We start from the raw sequence: 16608 nt of genomic DNA, 5'->3' as shown, positions 1-16608 counted from the left end.
CGCCCGGCGACGGGTGAACGGCCTTCGGCTTGTTCGGGGCTGTCCGTGTGGCGTCAGACCGCCTGGCCGACCACCACCTCGTCGAGGTGCTTGGTCTTGGGGATCAGGAGAATGAGTGCCGCGCCCACGGTGACGCATCCGACGACCAGCCAGAGCCCGTTCGTGAAGCCGGCGTCGAGGTAGAACTGGGTGCCCTTGAGGACGGCCCCGTGCTGCGCCATCACGACGAAGGCCACCTGGGAGACGATGATCTGCGCGACGCCCATACCGAGGGTCTGGACGCCGTTGGCCAGCGCCTGCTCCTCGGGGGTCACCGCCTCGATGATCATGATGGGCACACTGGCCATGACAATGCCCGTGCCCAACCCGGCGAACACACCCATCCCGATGATCTGCGGGGCGCTGTGGTGCAGGTGGGTGCCGAGACCGTAACCGAATATCGCGAGCAGGGCACCGACGCCCAGCAGGATCCGCGAGTCCATCCGGCGGGCGAGCGCACCGGTACCGACGGCCCCCACGATGATCATGGCGCTGATCGGACTGGTGACGATGGCGTTGTGGGTCCCGGACCAGCCCAGGCCGTCGGAGATGGTGGGGATCCTCGGCATCAGGATCAGCAGCTGGATCACTACGCCGACGGCGCTGAGTGCGCCGGCCGCGACGGAGGTTGCCAGAAGAACGGTCCACACCGGACGGCGCCGGGTCATGGCCGACGGGAACAGCGGTTCGGCGACCCGGCGCTCGACGAGCACGAAGACGATCAAGGTGACAGCCGACGCGACGACCCAGGTGATGAACCTGCCGCTGCTCCAGCCCCAGTGCGACCCCTCACCGACGGCGTAGACGAGCGCGGTGATGCCGCCGCCGAGGAGGATTCCTCCGGCCCAGTCCATTCGGCCGGCCGCCGTACGGATCGGGCTCTCCGGCACGAAGGCGGCCACCAGTACGAAGCTCAGTGCGGTGCTGATGGCCATGAACCACAGCACGCCGCGGAAGCCGTAGTCGTCCAGGAGCCAGCCGGACAGGAAAGGCCCGCCGAAGGCGACGAGGCCGATGCCGCCCGCGAGGATTCCGCTGGCGAGACCGACCCAACGGCGGGGGAACACGTCGCGGGTGATCGCGTAGGCGAGCGGGGCGGTGGCTGCGTAGATGCCCGCGATGCCGCGCCCGATCAGCAGGGTGCGGTAGTCGGTGGCGACGGCGGCGAGCAGGTCGCCGACGAAGCCGAGCGCGGTGGCGGCGAGCAGGACGCGCTTCTTGCCGAAGATCGCCGCGGCCTTGACGGCGAAAGGCAGGAAGAAGGTGCCGGTCAGCAGGGTCATCAGGGTGAACCAGGCGATGTTCGTGGTCCGGAAGTGGATCGCGACATCGGCCTGCGCGATGCCGGACAACGCGGCGACCAGCGCGACCAGTTGGACGGTCCACACGAGTGCCACGATGACGAGGACGTTGCGGCTGGTGGAGAGAGATCTCTCCGCGGTCTCCGGGAGCGGGGTTTGTGTCTGGGACATCAGCGGCCTTCCGTGGGTGAGCGGAGGTGCGTGGGGCGGCTCTGGATCTGACTGCGTCTGGGGCATACGGCGCGAGAGCGGCGCGTGCCGGTCGCGACGGCCCGGGCGGCGGGCATGCCTGCCTCCTTTTCGCGGCCCCGGTGCGGCTGGCGATAAAATAGACCTAACGGTCGGTACAAACAATGGTTCGCGCAGAAAAATGGACGGGAGGAGGGCGGGCGATTCAGTGCGGATCTGGTACTGATCGCGCGTCGCCGTGACCGGTGCGGTATGACGCGTTCTGCCGTCGATGTGCGGAGGTTCGCCCTGGGAGGGTTCGAAGCCGGCGGCAGTGAGTGAAAGCCGACGTTGCGTTCCATGTCGGTCTCGGCTGCGGGTGGCGACGGCCGCAAAAAGTTTCGACGAAATCGTTAACAATGTCGGCGACGGTATTGCGCACGGATTTCCGGAGAGCTACGTTCCTCGCCGTGCCTTCATCGTGGAGTCGGCCTCGGCCGTAGCGCGCCCACCGGGTTCCACGCCTGTCACGGCACCTCGGCACGAACCCCGATCCGGCGATCGAACGGAGTACCCGGCATGCCCATGCTGTTCAGATGGTGTCGGTGGAACTCGGCCACCTTCATGGCCACCCTCGCCGCGGCCGTCGCGCTGGTCACCGGTGCGGGCGTGGCACTGGCCAACAGCGCGACCGGCAGCGCGCAGGCCGCCAACTCGACCTCGGCGAAAGGCGTTTCGGCGAGCACTACGACCTCGGGCATCGCACCGGCCATCTCGTGTTCCGCCGTAGCCCAACTGGACCTGGCCAGTGCCGTCCCCGGCGTGCCCTTCGAGATCACCTCGGCCACCGAACTCGCCGCGAGCACCAACACCCTTGGAAACTGGGCCGCTTGTGACGTCAAGGGCGTGATCGCCCCGCAGATCCACTTCGAGATCAAGCTGCCCCAGACCGGCTGGCAGGCCAACTACCTCCAGCTCGGCTGCGGCGGCCTGTGCGGCAACATCAACGTGACCAGCGCCCCCGCCTCGACCGGCTGCGTCCCCCTGACCACCGGCGCCTTCGCCGTCGCCTCCAGCGACGAGGGGCACTACCAGGGCGGCGGCCTCTTCTCCACCGACCCCACCCTGCGCGCCGACTTCGGCTACAAGTCCGACCACGAACTGGTCCAGGCGGCCAAGGCCGTCATCAAGCAGTACTACGGCCAGGCGGTCACCCACTCCTACTTCGACGGCTGCTCCCAGGGCGGCCACCAGGCCCTCACCGAGGCGCAGCGCTACCCGACCGACTTCGACGGCATCATCGCCGGCGCCCCGGCCAACAACTTCACCGCGCTGAACACCTTCTCGCACGCCTGGACCGCCCAGTCCGTGTACCTCGACGGCGGCCCGGCCACGATCACCAACGCCGACCTCGCCGACCTCCACAAGGCCGTGCTCAAGGGCTGCGGCGCCCCCGCCGACGGCATCATCGCCGACCCGCTGAGCTGCACCTGGGACCCCGGCACCATCCAGTGCAAGACGGGCCGGACCTCGACGTCCGACGCGTACTGCCTGACCGCCGACCAGGTCACCACCCTGCGCCGCATCTACGCCGGCCCCACCGACGAACACGGCCAACTCCTCTACCCCGGCTACCAGTTGCTCGGCTCCGAGCTGAACTGGGCCGGCATCATCACTCCGGCCACCGCCACCGGCGCCAGCGGCGACATCAGCTTCGTCCGGGAGACCCTGCGCTACCAGATCTTCGACAGCCCGCAGCCGACCCTGACGTACAAGGACATCAAGTTCACGGCCGCCTACTACAAGAAGGTCATGCGGCTGGGCGAGGGCATGTACGACGCCACCGACCCCGACCTCGCCGCGTTCAAGAAGGCCGGCGGCAAGCTGATCCTCTGGCACGGCCTCGGCGACCAGCACATCCCCGCCGTCGGAACGATGGCCTACTACAAGGCAGTTGAGAAGGTCATGGGCGGCGAGGCGGCCACCAAGACCTTCGCCCGCCTCTTCCTGCTCCCTGGCGTCGCCCACTGCGGCGGCGGCCAGGGCCCGAACACCTTCGACGCGCTGACCGCGATCACCGACTGGGTGACCAAGGGCGACGCCCCGGCCAGCCTGACGACGAGGTCGGTGGACAGCGGCGGCGACACCACCGCCTCCCGTCCGGTCTACCCCTTCCCGTACTACGCCAAGAACACCACGGGCGGCCCGACCACCGACGCGAGCAGCTACACCCCCGTCAAGTCCACCGCCGAAGCCTCCCTCAAGCTCAACCGGCTCGGCTCCTTCCGCTCCGGCTACGAGACGGTCGGCAACTGGGTGGGCGGCAAGTGGATCGTCACCAAGGGCAAGAACTGACGTACGGCAGGCGCTGATCGAGAGGTCGCGGGCCCCGGTTCCGAGCCGGGGGCCGCGACCTTGGGCATACCGGTGGCGGTGCGCGTCGACGTCTCCTTGGTCCTCGGACCTCAGAACGTGTAGATGCGGCAGGAGGCGGCGGCCCGGAGTTCCCGCAGCAGCCCGGCGAGCCGCGCCGTGACGGCCTCGGCCGCGCCCTTCGCGTACCGGGAGTTCATCGCCTCGTAGGTGATCCGGTCGTAACTCCCGGCGTCTGCCATGTACTTGGCGGCGCCGTTCACCATGGTGACCACGCAGGTGGCGGGGAACGGCGACGCGGCCTTGAGGTCGAGACCGGTGCGGGCGTTCAACTCGGCCTGTAGTCCGGCGAGTACGGTGTCGCCGATCCTGGCCACTACGACCGGTGCCTCGGAGAATCCGTCCTGCGTGAAGTCGTAGCGCGTCGTGGGGTGCAGGGCGTGCAGGCCGCCCGCCGGGGGGAGTTGGGCCGGGACCCTGACGCTGTCGTGCGCCACCCGTAGCGGCGCGGTCGGTTCGGTCGTGCGGGTGTGTTCGGCGACGCGGATCGCCTCGGCGGCGAGGCGTTCGCCGAGCAGGTCGACCAGGGTGTGTCCGGCCTCCTGGGCGTCGGATCGGTGGAGTCCGCCGTGCTCGTCGACCGTGGTGCGGACGGCGGTGAGGTAGGGGGCCTGGTCGCCGGCCGCGCCGACCAGGAACAGGGCCACCGTGTCGTCGCCGTAGTGCTGTTCGACGCGGGTCGCGGTCGCGCCCGCCAGGTCGGCGCTGATCTCGCGGTCGCCGGAGCGGGTGAGGGAGCCGTTCAGTACCGAGGACTGGACGGCGTGGTTCACCAGCACGGCGATCGGACGGCCGTCAACGCCGTCAACGCCGTCCGTGGTGTCGATGCGCAGGACGCCCACGCTGTCGTCGGTCGGGCCGCTGTCGTCGGCGCCGAGCCACCAGCCGTGCGAAGTACGCACGTCCCGCTGGACGTTGACGCGGCAGGAGCCGAGCCCGAAGCCGGTGCGGGCGGGGCGCAGGGTCCGTACGGCGTCGGCCGCGGCCCGTGCCAGCGCGTCGTCCACGGCGCTGCTCAGGCGGGCGTTGCGCTCCTCCTCGCCCTCCGGCGCGCGTCCGGGCGGGTGGATGTGCGGGGCGGAGAAGGTGTGGCTCGCCACGACCAGCGCGTGCGCCGGGTCCACGGCACAGACCTGGTGGAGGATCTTCTTCGTACGGGCGAGCTGGTCGTCGAAGATCGATGTCTGCTCAATGACCGTGACGCAGAGCCGAGTTGTGGAGTCGTCCAGCACGAGTACCCGTACGTGCAGGGGATCGTGGACCGTGGTGAAACCGTCGACGGGGAGCAGCGAGGCCGGCAGGTCCACGGCCGCCCGCCCGGCGCCCGCACGCAACCGCGTGCTCACCGTGCGGCCCGCAACTGCTCGGAGATCAACCCCACCACCCCGTCGACGATGGTGTCCTCGGCGTAACCCCGGGCGATCGGGCAGCCGTTGACCGAGTGGACCGGGCGGTCGAAGTGGGCGTCGTCGGGGAGGTAGCCGATGCGGTCGTTGGCGATGGAGATCAACAGGGTGCGGGCGAGCGGCGATTCGTGCCGCAGGCGGCGGTAGATGTCGGTGACGACCTCGCCGGACACACCCGCCAGCGCCACCTCGTTGAGCTGGACGAGGGCCAGGCGCAGCGGCACGGAGTCGACGAGTTCCTGCCTCATGGTCTCCATGACGTCCTGGCCGGCCTTCACCGGACACGCCACCGTCCGCTGCCCCGCACCGATACGCACCGCATGCGTCAACTCGCCGATCCCGTCCGCGACGCGCAACGCCTCCGCGCCGACGATCAGGCCCTGCGCCTCCATCGCCGCGTAGGCGCGGCTCTTCTGCCGCTCGGTGGGAGCGACGCCGAACGGCACCCCGATGTTGACGCGCGGATCCTGGTCGCCCAGCGCGCCGACGGTCCACAGGGCGACCACGTCACCGTCGTAACTCCCCTCCAGGTAACGGCAGGCGGCCCCGGCCAGGTCGCCGCTGACCTCCCCGGTGCCGAGCACCACCGTCGAGTGGACGGCGTAGTTGACGAGGAGGGCGATCGGATCGCCGTCCAGGGACTCGAACTTGAGGACCCAGACCGTCTTGTCGGACGGCCCGTCCGGGTTCTGGCCCAGCGTCCACCGGCCGTCGACGTACGCCTCGCGGTTGATGTTGACGTCGGCGGTCCCGGTGCCGACGCCGAACCTGGCCGGGCGCGCCCTCGACCTGGCCTCGTGGAGGGCGCCGACGATCCGGTCGTAGACGAACTCCGTGTAGACGAAGGACTCCGGGCCGCCCGCGTGGGCCAGTGCGCCGGGTGAGACGTCCGCGATCCGGGGGGCGTTGTGGGTGTGGGTCGCGGTGATGACGATGTGGTCGGTGGGGATGCCGAGTTCGCGTTCGACGCGCTCGCGCACCGGTGTGATGTCGCCGGCCTCGATCAAGTCCAGGGAGACCAGGGCGACTTCGGTCTCGCCGTCGCTCAGGTACAGGGCGCGCAGGAAAAGCCGGTCGTGTACGCCGGAGAACGTGCCGGGGAGGGGGTGCAGACCGGTGAGGTCGGTCGGGGTGATGTCGGTTCTGACGACACCGGCCCGTAGTCGTCCCGGCTCCTGCGGTGCTGCGGAGTCGAGGGGCTCTTCGTGCGGTGAGGTCAACGTTCCTCCTGGGCGGGCCCGATGTGCTGGAAGCCGCGTACGTCCGGGAACGGCGGTTCCCGGTCGGGCTGGAGGTCCACCTCGAAGGTGTTGAGGACCAGGGCGAGGGTCGCGAACGTGCCGAGCGCGACCACCAGATCGACGAGCGCGGCCTCGCCGAACTCCGCGAGCGCGGCGGCGTACGTGTCGTCGTCGACGAAGTGGACCGTCAACGTCCGGACGGCGAACCGGTGCAGGACCTTCTCGTCGGCGCGGTCGAAGCGCGGGTCCTCGCCGCGGGCCAGCCGGTGCAGTGCGGCGGGGTCGAGACCGGCCGCAACCGCTTTGCTGTGGTGGGCATTCCACGAGTGCTGCGCGTCGAAGCGGCGGGCGGCGATGAGAAGGGTCAGTTCGCGCAGTCTCGGCGGAAGTGCCGAGTCGCGCATGCAGTACGTGCTCAGCGCCTCCATCCGGTCGCCGAGACGCGGGCTGCGCAGCAGGACCTCGAACGGCCCGTGGATTCCACCCCGTTGGGCGACGAGCCGGTCGCGGAACACGGCCTGGTCCGCGTTCAACTCCTGGAGCGGTCCAAGGCGCATACGTCCTCCTGGTGTTCGCGGACGGAGAGAGGGCGGAGAGTTGACAGAAACAGGGCAGGCGCCGGGCACGGACCGATACCGGCCCCTGGGAAACATGACGGAAACGGCATGTCCGCGTCTAGGAAGTGAAGGCGCCCCAGAAGGCATCCATACGTTGCGGCACACGACGGGTGGCACATCCGCGCGGCCGGCCCGACTCTCCGGCACCATCGACTCGTTCCCGCATCCGCGTCAACGATCCACATCCGAGTCAACGATCCGCGTCCACGCCACCGTCGCGTATCCACGTCACCGTCACGCATCACGTCACCCAGGAGTCGTCCATGTCCCGTTCTGAAGCCCGCGTCACCACCGACCGACCGCAGCGCTACGCCAAACAACTCGCCTCCCACCTGGGCCGTCGCAGCGAGACCAGCTGGGACGAGGAGACCGGCACGGGCCGTCTCGTCTTCCAGGACGGCACCGGTTCGCTGACCGCCACCGAGGGGGCACTGCTGCTCGCGGTCGAGGCAGAGCCCGAGTTCCTCGACCGGCTCGAAGATGTGGTGGGCCGGCATCTGGTCCGCTTCGGTACCAAGGACGAACTGGTCGTCGAGTGGCAGCGGGACGACGGCCAGCCGGGCACCAGCCAGCGCAGCGCCGGCGACCCCGCCTGACTCACCGCATCGGTCCCGTCCGTCCACAACTCCGGTCGTGCGTGCACGTCTTGAAAGCTAAGCGTTCGATCCGGAGATGGACGGGACCGCGTCGGCCCGTGCCAGTGTGACCCCCCTCTCGGAGCCGCAGTGAAGGGGAGTGCACGGCATGAACGGTTGCAGACGGCGTCACGGCCTGTTCGTCGGAGCCCTCGTCATCGGTCTCACGGCCTCGGCCTGTGCGAACGGCGACGACTCGGCGCGGTCCGGCAAGGTGGCCGACACCTCCGGCAAGGCGCCGACCGGAGTGACGCTCACGCTCTGGCACAACACCGCCGACCCGACAGCCCTGTTGGACCTGTACAAGGCCTACGAGAAGAAGTCCGGCAACACGATCGACCTGGTCGACATCCCCGCCGACAGCTTCCCGAGCACCGTGCAGACCAAGTGGGCCACCGGAGCCCGCCCGGACATCCTGGAATGGCACGGCAACCAGGTCGACGTGCTCTCCCTCAATGCCGCCAAGAACATGATCGACCTCAGCGCCCTGCCCTTCGTCAAGAAGGAGGGCACGCTCGCGGACGTCTCCGGCAACGTCGGCGGCAAGGTCTACGCGGCCACCGTCGGCTCCCTGTCCGTCGACGGCATCTTCTACAACAAGCAGGTCCTCACCAAGGCGGGCCTCCAACCCCCGCAGACCTACGCCGAGTTGGCCGCCGCCTGCAAGACCCTCAAGGCGAAGACGCCGGGCGTCACGCCGATCTTCGAGGCCGGCGGCTCCCAGTGGCCGCCGCAGATCCTCGGTGCCTTCAACTACCTCGCCGAGTCCAACACCGACCAGGCCTACGACAAGTCGATCCTCGACGGCACGGCCCAACTCAACGATCCCGACGGCCCGTTCGTCGCCGGACTCAAGGCCTACGACTCGCTTCGCAAGGCGGGCTGCTTCAACTCCGATGCCAACACGGCCCAATGGGAGGACTCCTTCAAGGCGGTCCTGAGCGGCAAGGCCGCCATGGTCGCCAACAACTCCGACTCCATCGGCCTGTTGAACTCCGACGCGAACGACGACACCGCCAAGGTCGACGCGGCCGTCGGCTTCGTCGGCCTCTCCGCCACCAAGCCGGTCACCAACTACGCGCCCAGCCCGCTCGGCACGTACTACGTCCCGAGCACCGGCGACTCCAAGAAGGAACGCGCCGCCGTCGACTTCATCGACTACATCACCGGTGCCGGTTACGCCGACTACATCAAGGAAGCGAAGATCATCCCCACGCTCTCCGGCACGGCGACACCTCAACTCCAGGGCCTCCTCCAGGACGTGAAGACGGCGTACGACAGGGGTGCCACGCTCTCCTTCAACTCGCCCCTGCCGGGCTTCAGCAGCTTCGGCGCCGAGGCCCAAAAACTGCTCGCCGGACAGGAGACACCGCAGCAGGTGGCCGACAAGATGCAGACCTACTACGCCCAGGCCGCCGCCGCGGCCAAGCAGTGACGCGGGACCAGTGACCGACGTATGACGTCCTCACTGCACGACGCGTCCCCGACCACCGCCGTCCCGGCCGGCCAACCCGCCCCGGACGAGCCGCCGCTGGCCGTCAACCGTCCCCGCCGCAGGCTGCACCCGTACGCCTTCGCGCTGCCGTCCATCGCCCTCGTCCTGGTCTTCTTCGTGCTGCCGTTCCTCGCCAACGCCTTCTTCGCGTTCGTGCAGTGGACCGGCTACAGCGACACGATCACCTGGACCGGGCTCACCAACTTCAAGCTCCTGAACCAACTCGGCATCCTCAAGCACGCGATCACGGTCACCGCGATCTACGCGATCACCGCCATGGCCGTACAGAACACGGTCGGCCTCGCGCTGGCCACCGCGCTGCAACGCACCAACCGCGTCAACTCCCTTTTCCGCTCGCTGTTTTTCATCCCGGTGCTGATCTCGCCGCTCGCGGCCGGCTACATATGGGCCGCGGTCCTCAACGCGCACGGCCCGCTCAACACCTTCCTGTCGGCCGTCCTGCCCGGCGAGTTCCACTACGCCTGGCTCGGCCACGACACCACGGCGCTGCTCGCGGTCGCCTCGATCGACGCGTGGAAGCTGAGCGGCCTGATCACCCTGGTCTACATCGCGGGCCTCAACCGCATCCCGGAGCAGCTCCTCCAGGCGGCGACCCTCGACGGCGCCGGGGCGGTGCGCCGCTTCTGGTCGGTCAAACTCCCGCTGCTGGCACCGGCGGTGACCTTCAACGTGGTCGTCTCCCTCGTCGGCGCGTTCAGCGCGCTGGACGTGGTGTTCTCGACGACCGCGGGCGGTCCCGGCGACGCCACAACCCTGCTCAACGTCGCCGTCTACACCCAGTACGGGCAGAGCTTCTTCGGTACGGCGAGCGCGCTGGGCTTCGTCGTCACGCTGATGGTGATCGTCACGGCGGTCCCGCTGATGAGCTGGCTGCGCCGGCGGGAGGTGCCGATGTGAGCGCGATCGCCTTGAAAGCCAGGGGAGTTGCCCGATACGCGTGCCTGACCCTCTTCGCGATCCCCTGGATCCTCGTCCCGTTCTGGCTGCTGATCGTCAACTCCCTCAAGACGGAGGGCGATGCGAGCGTCCTGTCGATGAGCTGGCCCAAACACTGGGGCGCCGGGGCGAATTACCACACGGTGATCGACAAGGGCTCGTACCTCACCGGCCTGCGCAACAGCGCGCTGCTGGCCGTTCCGACGATCCTCGCGGTGCTTCTGCTCGGCTCCATGGCGGCCTGGGCGTACGCCCGTTCCGACTCGCGGACGCTGCGGTTCGCGTACTACACGTCCGCGCTGTCGATCGTGCTGCCCCCGGCGATCATCCCGACCATCTACGTCCTCACCCAGCTCGGCCTCAACGGATCGCGTCTCGGCTACATGCTGGTGATCGCCGGCACCCGGCTCGGGGTGGTGATCTTCCTGGCCACCGGCTTCGTCCGCACTCTTCCGCACGACTTCGAGGAGGCCGCGCAGCTGGACGGGGCGAACAAGTGGCAGATCTACTGGCGGATCGTGCTGCCCGTGCTCACCCCGGTGCTCTTCACCGGTGCGGTCATGCTGATCATCTCGGTCTGGAACGACTTCTACTTCGCCCTGTTCCTGCTGCGTGGCTCGCAGTCGGCCACGCTGCCGCTGACGTTGTACTCCTTCGCCTCCTCGTCCACGCACGGTGTCAGCTGGAACCTGGTGTTCGCCCATGTGGTACTGACCAGCCTGCCGCTCGTCCTCGTCTACCTCGTCCTGCAGCGCCGCGTCCTCGCGGGCCTCACGGAAGGAGGTGTCACGGGCTGAGCGCCCCGGTCAGGACACACAACCCACGTGCGCCAGCGCCTGCTTGAGCAACACCCCGTGCCCGCCCGGCATTTCGCTGCGCAGCGCCTCCGAGGCGGCCTCCTCCGGGCTGAACCAGACGAGGTCGAGAGCGTCCTGCCGGGGCCGGCAGTCGCCGGTGACCGGCACGACGTAGGCGAGGGACACCGCGTGCTGGCGGGGGTCGTGGTACGGGGTGACGCCGTGCGTCGGGAAGTACTCGGCGACGGTGAACGGCTGGAGCGAGGTCGGGATCCGGGGCAGCGCGACCGGGCCGAGGTCCTTCTCCAGGTTGCGCAGGAGCGCGTCGCGGACCCGCTCGTGGTGCAGTACGCGGCCGGAGACGAGGGTGCGGTTGACGGTGCCGTCGGGGCCGATGCGCAGCAGCAGGCCGATGCTGGTCACCTCCCCGTTGTCGTCGACGCGGACGGGCACCGCTTCGACGTAGAGGATCGGCATGCGGGCGCGTGCCTGTTCGAGGTCGTCGGCGGACAGCCAACCGGGCGTGGTATCGGTCATGTCAGACATTGCTTGATCATACTTTCAGTGTCCGTCGGATAGCCGGTAGACCCGGCGGGCGTTGTCGGCCCCCGCCCAGCGTGCCAGCCGCAGCGCGTCGGCCAGGCCCAGTTCGTCGGCGTCCACCCGCTCCTGGAGCAGATCCCCCAGACCCCGGCGGAACGCCAGCGCACCGAGCCCATAGAACTCCGCAAGACCATAGGCGTCAGAGCTGTACAAAAGTTTGCGGAACGGTGTGATCTCCATCGCCTCCGCCAGTACGGCCCGCGCCCGGACCGGTCCAACATGGTGCAGGGCGAGCCCCACGTCCAAGTACACCTGTTCGAAGACGGCCGCCAGGTATCCGGCCTGACGCTGATACGGCCAGCAGTGCAGAAGCAGCACCGGGATCGTGCCTGCGGTCAGGTGCAGCCAGTCCGTGAGCAGGGCGGGGTCCGTGCGGTGCAGCCGGATGTCGTTGTCGCCGAACCCCGTGTGGAGCTGGAGCGGGAGCCCCAGGTCGACCGCGGTCCACAGCAACTGCCGTACCAGGACCGGGTCTTCGAGCCGCCCGCCACGGTCCAGCCAGTCGCGGGCCGCCGTGGTCACCTCCACCTCCGAGGGTCTGGCCGGGTCGAGATCGAACCCCGTCCGGTACGCGGCCACCGACTTCACCGCGACCACCCCCGGCCGCCGCACCGCGTCCAGCGCGGCGGCCCGGAACGCCTCGGCGTACCCGTCCGGCTCGACGCCCCGCGCGGCCACGGACTCCGCGACCGCTTCGAGCCGTACGACCTCATGCGCTACGGCGCCTGCCACCTCCGCGAGTTCGGCGGGCGAGGTGATGTGGTGCGGCGCGAATCCCGTGTCGACGCAGAAGACGCCGGTGCCCGCGGCCGCCAGGAAACGCCGGTTGACTTCGTGCGGCTCCAACTCGGCCCGCCGGGCGAGGTATTCGTCGGCGGGCGCGTGCCGCTCCAGGTCCAACACCGGCGCGCAGTAACGGCGTACGGCGATCCCGACCGGACTGTCGAACGGCGAGATCCCGCTGCCCGGCCAGACATCGCCCTCGGTGAGCAGTGACTCGAAGGCCGCGAGGTCCAGCTCCTCGGTGACGACTCCGTGGCAGTGGTGGTCCACCAACTCCAGCGCGGCGAGCGCCTCGTGGACCGGTCCAGTGGCCATCGTCAGTACTTCCAGCGGTACACGGCAGCCACTTGGTCGTCGTCCAGCTCCGCCACGGCCGCGATCTCGCCCTGCCGTACGGCGATCACCGCGTCGGCGAGGACCGGTCCAAGCGCGGCCCGCAGCTGCGTGTCCTTGCTGAACTCCGCGACGGACTCGGCGAGGGAGGTCGGCAGTCGTCGTACGCCCCGGGTCTCGGCCTCCGTAGCGCCGAGGTGCGCGGGGTCTCCGGTGGTCTCCTCGGGCAGGGCGGCGGACGAGGTGAGGCCGTCGAGGCCGGCGGCGATCAGGCAGCCGAGGGCGAGATACGGGTTGGCGGCCAGGTCGACCGGCTTCACCTCAAGGTTCGCCACCTGGGCGCGCTGGCCGGCCGTACCGGTGACGACGCGTACCGCCGCCTCGCGGGTCTCGCGGCCCCAGGCGGTGAACACCCCTGCCCACTGGGAGGGTTGGAGGCGGAAGTAGCTGGCCGGGCTCGGCGCGGTCACGGCGGCGAGGGCCGGGAGGTGGGTGAGGACACCGGCCGCGAACGACTCGGCGTCGTCCGTCATGCCGTAGCGACGGCCGCCCCCGGCATGCAGGTTGGCGCCGTCGCGCCAGGCGGAGAGATGGATGTGGCCGCCGTTGCCGACACCCTGCGCGAAGACCGCCGGCGTGAACGAGGCGCGCAGGCCGTGCCGCCCGGACACCGCGCGGATCGTCTGCCGTACGAGGACACTGCGGTCGGCCGCCGCGACCGGGTCGAGGGCGCCGATCGACAACTCGAACTGCCCGGCCGCGTACTCGGGATGGAACTGGTCCACGTCCACGCCCTGGGTCGCCAGGGCCGACAGCAACTCGGCGCCGTAGTCGCTGAGTTCGACCTGTCGGGTCGCTCCGTACGCCGGACCGGTCGTGGCGGGGACGAACGCGTCGTCGGATGCGGTGGCCAGGCCGAGCGACCACTCGATCTCGATGCCCGCCCGGAAGGTGAGCCCGTGGAGCCGCTGCGCGTCAACGACCGTACGGCGCAGGAAGGTTCGGCTGCACCCGGGGTGGCGCTCGCCCTCCTGGGTGACGCGGTCGACCGGGGCCCAGGCCCAGCCGGGCTGTCCGGACAGGACGGCCAGGTGGTCGAGGTCGGGGTAGAGGCGCAGATCGCCGTCCGGGGAGCCGAGGACGTCGGTGGTGACGATGGAGTCGTTCGCCAGGAACGTGTCGAACACCGGGGACATGCCGACGCCCCAGGCCGCCGCCGAGGCGAGTTTCGCGGTCGGGACCGTCTTCACCCGGCCCACGCCCGCGGTGTCGACGTAGGCCAGGACGATCCCGTGCACACCCCGCCCGGTCAGCTCCGCGGCCAGCGCGGTGGCGCGCTCGACCTCGCCGGGGCGGCCGCCGGGCAGGGGGTCGACAAGGGTGGTCATACGTCCTCCACGGTCGCGTCCTGCACGGTCGGCGTCCCCGTCAGGGTTTCACGGCCACCGCCCCGAACTGCGGTACCACGGCCGGGGAGTCGGAGTCCGGACGCCACCGCGAGCACGGCACCAGGCCCGGGTCGAGGAGGTCGAGGCCCTCGAAGAAGGCGGTGACGTCGGCGCGGCTGCGGGCGGTGATCGGGGGAGTGGCGTTCTCGTTCCAGAACGTCATCGCCGGGACGTTGCCCTCGCCGCCGAGGTCGGCGTCGAAGGTCGGGTGCGTCAGCACGAGGAAACTGCCCGAGGGGACCGCGGCCATGACCCTGCGTACGACCTGCCGGGCGTCCTCGGTGTCGAGGATGAAGTTGAGGATGCCCAGCATCATCACCGCGACGGGACGGTCGAAGTCCAGGGTGTCGGCTGCCCGTTGGACGATCGCCGCCGGGTCGTGCACGTCCGCGTCGATGTAGTCGGTGACGCCCTCGGGGGTGCTCGTCAGCAGGGTGCGGGCGTGGATCAGCACCAGCGGGTCGTTGTCGACGTAGACGATGCGTGCGTCGGGTGCGACGCGCTGGGCGATCTCGTGGGTGTTGTCGACCGTGGGCAGTCCGGTGCCGATGTCGAGGAACTGCCGTACCCCGCGCTCGGTGGCGAGGAAGCGCACCGCCCGGCCGAGGAAGTCCCGGTCCGCGCGCGCCACTTCACGGATCACCGGGAACATTCCGGCGACGTGCTCGCCGACCCGCTGGTCGATCTCGTAGTTGTCCTTGCCGCCGATCCAGTAGTTCCACACGCGGGCGTTGTGCGCCACACCGGTGTTGAGCCGGGTCGGTCCCTCTGCCGGGGTGTCGCTGTCACTCACGTCTTGGCTCCTTTGTCGCCTGTTTGGCCGTCAACTCCATTGTGCCGTCTGGTGATCACTCGGCCCAAGAGCTCGCGGCCATCGGGGCGAATCTTCTGGCGGATGTCCTCCGGGAGCGGCGGGGATCGGTCAACTGTCAGTCCAGGTTGCCGGGTTGGGCGGGCGGCGTCCGTCCGGCCAGTACGTCCTTCAGGTGCGTGGTGCCGTTCCGCACGGCGGCCTCGGTCGTGTCGCTCTCCGTGCCGTCGAGGCCGCCGGACGTGACGGTGATCGCGTCGGTGCCGACCCGGACGACGGCCAACTGCAGGGTGAGCGTGGTGGGTGCGCTGCCGCTCGTACCCGTGACGGTGACCTGGAGACCCTGGCGGGCGTCGCCCACGGAGGGCACCGGGTCCTCGATGACCTGGACCGTCCGGTGGCCGCCCTTGGAGTCGGTCGCGGTGAACTGGTCGCACGTCACCGGCAGCGTCTTCAGCCAGTTCAGGGAGGCACCGAGCTTGGCCCGGTCGTAGGCGGCGACCTGGTAGAGCAGCCGGGAGTCGTCCTGCTCGAACCCGGTCAGCGCGGACGCGCCGGACGGCTTGCCGAGGAGATCGTCGTCGTAGAGCGCGTCGAGCAGTTTCTGGCAGTCGGTGGCGTTCGTCTTCGCGGTGAGGAAGTCGGCGACGTCGACCTTCCCGATGACCAGTTTGTCGCCCCAGCCGGCGGCGTCTTTGACCTGGGTCCAGTCGTCCTCGAGATCCGCCTCGGTGATCAGCGCGGCCTTGGCACCGGCCGGGGTGAGGACGGGGGCGGCGGACTTCTGGGCACGGGGCGAGGCGGATTTTCCGGTGCGGGGTGAGGCGAGCGGGGACTCGGCGGCGAGAGGGGAGGCGGCGACGTCCGAGGCGTGGTCCCCGGCCGCACCGTCGCCCTCGCCCTCGCCGGAGCAGGCCGCGCAGGTCAGCAGGGCGCCCACCGCCAGGGCCGACGCGAGGACACGGGCGGGACGGGGCGCTCGGGAGGGCGGGCGACGGTGCATGGCGGGGCCTCCTGGGGGAGTGGTGGGTCGCTCCCCAGCGCACCATCGGGCGGAGCGGGGCTCCAGCGCAGGGGGCCGTTCGGGTGAGTCACGCCGGGTAGGGGTGCGTCAGCGTGCCTCGTCCTCCGGCGGGCCGGAATGCCGGTGCGGCAGATGCAGACGGTGCTCATGGTGCTCGTGCGGCGGCAGGGGTTCGTGTTCCGCGCGGCGGGCCCGTGCCGCGAGCCCGGCCTCCAGGACATGCACCGTGCGCCCGCCGCACTTGGGGCAGACCGCGTCGGCGAGGGGCGACCTGAGGGCCTTCCCCTCCTCGTCGACGTACTCCTGCGTGGTCAGGCCGAAGGCGTCGGTCGGATTGGTGAAGAACATCACCTGGAAGGTGGCCTCCCAGCAGTGGCCGCAGTCACCACAGGTGAACGCGAAGGTCTCCGGCACGGCTCGGGGTTCCGCGGTCATGGCAGGTTCCTCCGTCTTGTGGGGCGGTGGGGGAATCGTCTCGCGGGCGGTCGGTTGTGTTCCCGCGCGGTCGGTCGGGCAG

General features: G+C 69.7%; 15 protein-coding genes. 5 read left to right on the top strand and 10 right to left on the bottom strand.

Annotation, left to right across the window (positions count from 1 at the left end; genetic code table 11):
* Positions 1 to 53 precede the first annotated feature (53 nt).
* Entirely contained in the window at positions 54 to 1511 is a 1458-nt protein-coding gene (locus OG714_RS08700; protein WP_406119742.1) for an MFS transporter, read from the bottom strand.
* A 576-nt stretch (positions 1512 to 2087) separates the two neighbouring features.
* On the opposite strand from OG714_RS08700, the gene OG714_RS08695 reads away from it, so the two are divergent.
* On the top strand, positions 2088 to 3863 hold the full coding sequence (locus OG714_RS08695) for a tannase/feruloyl esterase family alpha/beta hydrolase (RefSeq protein ID WP_406119741.1): 1776 nt from the start codon (positions 2088 to 2090) through the stop codon (positions 3861 to 3863).
* Positions 3864 to 3973: 110 nt separating this feature from the next.
* Here the strand turns inward: OG714_RS08695 and OG714_RS08690 are convergent, their stop codons facing one another.
* From OG714_RS08690 to OG714_RS08680, 3 genes are read right to left on the bottom strand one after another with little or no spacing between them, the layout of a single operon-like run.
* Positions 3974 to 5287 (bottom strand): hypothetical protein, encoded by a 1314-nt coding sequence (locus tag OG714_RS08690; RefSeq protein ID WP_406119740.1) that lies wholly within the window; start codon positions 5285 to 5287, stop codon positions 3974 to 3976.
* Positions 5284 to 6567 (bottom strand): neutral/alkaline non-lysosomal ceramidase N-terminal domain-containing protein, encoded by a 1284-nt coding sequence (locus OG714_RS08685; protein ID WP_406119739.1) that lies wholly within the window; start codon positions 6565 to 6567, stop codon positions 5284 to 5286. The genes OG714_RS08690 and OG714_RS08685 overlap by 4 nt, the downstream gene beginning before the upstream one ends.
* Positions 6564 to 7145: a carboxymuconolactone decarboxylase family protein gene (locus OG714_RS08680; protein ID WP_406119738.1), complete on the bottom strand. Its 582-nt coding sequence runs from the start codon at positions 7143 to 7145 to the stop codon at positions 6564 to 6566. The genes OG714_RS08685 and OG714_RS08680 overlap by 4 nt, the downstream gene beginning before the upstream one ends.
* A gap of 323 nt (positions 7146 to 7468) precedes the next feature.
* Between OG714_RS08680 and OG714_RS08675 the strand changes: the two genes are divergently transcribed.
* The 4 genes from OG714_RS08675 to OG714_RS08660 all read left to right on the top strand — a co-directional run bounded on the left by OG714_RS08675 (position 7469) and on the right by OG714_RS08660 (position 11089).
* Positions 7469 to 7801 (top strand): DUF2218 domain-containing protein, encoded by a 333-nt coding sequence (locus OG714_RS08675; protein WP_406119737.1) that lies wholly within the window; start codon positions 7469 to 7471, stop codon positions 7799 to 7801.
* 148 nt (positions 7802 to 7949) lie between these two features.
* The gene (locus OG714_RS08670) at positions 7950 to 9275 is read left to right on the top strand and encodes an ABC transporter substrate-binding protein (protein ID WP_406119736.1); all 1326 of its coding nucleotides are present in this window, start codon (positions 7950 to 7952) and stop codon (positions 9273 to 9275) included.
* 21 nt (positions 9276 to 9296) lie between these two features.
* Positions 9297 to 10253, top strand: coding sequence for a carbohydrate ABC transporter permease (locus tag OG714_RS08665; protein ID WP_406119735.1), 957 nt, complete (start codon positions 9297 to 9299; stop codon positions 10251 to 10253).
* Positions 10250 to 11089, top strand: a complete 840-nt coding sequence (locus OG714_RS08660) for a carbohydrate ABC transporter permease (RefSeq protein WP_406119734.1) — start codon at positions 10250 to 10252, stop codon at positions 11087 to 11089. Before OG714_RS08665 ends, OG714_RS08660 begins: the two co-directional genes overlap by 4 nt.
* 9 nt (positions 11090 to 11098) lie before the next feature.
* On the opposite strand, the gene OG714_RS08655 is transcribed toward OG714_RS08660, so the two are convergent.
* From OG714_RS08655 to OG714_RS08630, 6 genes are all read right to left on the bottom strand, one after another.
* Positions 11099 to 11626: an NUDIX hydrolase family protein gene (locus tag OG714_RS08655; RefSeq protein ID WP_026151198.1), complete on the bottom strand. Its 528-nt coding sequence runs from the start codon at positions 11624 to 11626 to the stop codon at positions 11099 to 11101.
* A 24-nt stretch (positions 11627 to 11650) separates the two neighbouring features.
* Positions 11651 to 12790, bottom strand: a complete 1140-nt coding sequence (locus tag OG714_RS08650; RefSeq protein WP_406119733.1) for an amidohydrolase family protein — start codon at positions 12788 to 12790, stop codon at positions 11651 to 11653.
* A gap of 2 nt (positions 12791 to 12792) precedes the next feature.
* Positions 12793 to 14196 carry a glutamine synthetase family protein gene (locus tag OG714_RS08645; protein ID WP_406119732.1) on the bottom strand — a complete coding sequence of 468 codons (1404 nt, stop codon included), beginning with the start codon at positions 14194 to 14196 and terminating at the stop codon, positions 12793 to 12795.
* Positions 14197 to 14236: 40 nt separating this feature from the next.
* Positions 14237 to 15049: an SAM-dependent methyltransferase gene (locus OG714_RS08640; RefSeq protein WP_406119731.1), complete on the bottom strand. Its 813-nt coding sequence runs from the start codon at positions 15047 to 15049 to the stop codon at positions 14237 to 14239.
* A gap of 136 nt (positions 15050 to 15185) precedes the next feature.
* The gene (locus tag OG714_RS08635; RefSeq protein ID WP_406119730.1) at positions 15186 to 16070 is read right to left on the bottom strand and encodes a hypothetical protein; all 885 of its coding nucleotides are present in this window, start codon (positions 16068 to 16070) and stop codon (positions 15186 to 15188) included.
* A 108-nt stretch (positions 16071 to 16178) separates the two neighbouring features.
* Entirely contained in the window at positions 16179 to 16526 is a 348-nt protein-coding gene (locus OG714_RS08630; RefSeq protein ID WP_406119728.1) for a hypothetical protein, read from the bottom strand.
* Between the last annotated feature and the right edge of the window lie 82 nt (positions 16527 to 16608).

The sequence above is a fragment of the Streptomyces sp. NBC_00989 genome (assembly GCF_045162655.1).
Taxonomy (GTDB): Bacteria; Actinomycetota; Actinomycetes; order Streptomycetales; family Streptomycetaceae; genus Streptomyces.
The sequence above is the reverse complement of the archived record's forward strand: the minus strand, read 5'-3'. Positions and strand labels throughout refer to the sequence as shown.

Excerpts from the sequence above, each read along its gene's own strand:
- OG714_RS08645 (WP_406119732.1), bottom strand. The coding sequence starts at position 14,196 with ATGACCACCCTTGTCGACCCCCTGCCCGGCGGCCGCCCCGGCGAGGTC.
- OG714_RS08635 (WP_406119730.1), bottom strand. The coding sequence starts at position 16,070 with ATGCACCGTCGCCCGCCCTCCCGAGCGCCCCGTCCCGCCCGTGTCCTC.
- OG714_RS08655 (WP_026151198.1), bottom strand. The coding sequence starts at position 11,626 with ATGACCGATACCACGCCCGGTTGGCTGTCCGCCGACGACCTCGAACAG.
- OG714_RS08670 (WP_406119736.1), top strand. The coding sequence starts at position 7,950 with ATGAACGGTTGCAGACGGCGTCACGGCCTGTTCGTCGGAGCCCTCGTC.
- OG714_RS08650 (WP_406119733.1), bottom strand. The coding sequence starts at position 12,790 with ATGGCCACTGGACCGGTCCACGAGGCGCTCGCCGCGCTGGAGTTGGTG.
- OG714_RS08665 (WP_406119735.1), top strand. The coding sequence starts at position 9,297 with ATGACGTCCTCACTGCACGACGCGTCCCCGACCACCGCCGTCCCGGCC.
- OG714_RS08695 (WP_406119741.1), top strand. The coding sequence starts at position 2,088 with ATGCCCATGCTGTTCAGATGGTGTCGGTGGAACTCGGCCACCTTCATG.
- OG714_RS08700 (WP_406119742.1), bottom strand. The coding sequence starts at position 1,511 with ATGTCCCAGACACAAACCCCGCTCCCGGAGACCGCGGAGAGATCTCTC.
- OG714_RS08680 (WP_406119738.1), bottom strand. The coding sequence starts at position 7,145 with ATGCGCCTTGGACCGCTCCAGGAGTTGAACGCGGACCAGGCCGTGTTC.
- OG714_RS08675 (WP_406119737.1), top strand. The coding sequence starts at position 7,469 with ATGTCCCGTTCTGAAGCCCGCGTCACCACCGACCGACCGCAGCGCTAC.
- OG714_RS08630 (WP_406119728.1), bottom strand. The coding sequence starts at position 16,526 with ATGACCGCGGAACCCCGAGCCGTGCCGGAGACCTTCGCGTTCACCTGT.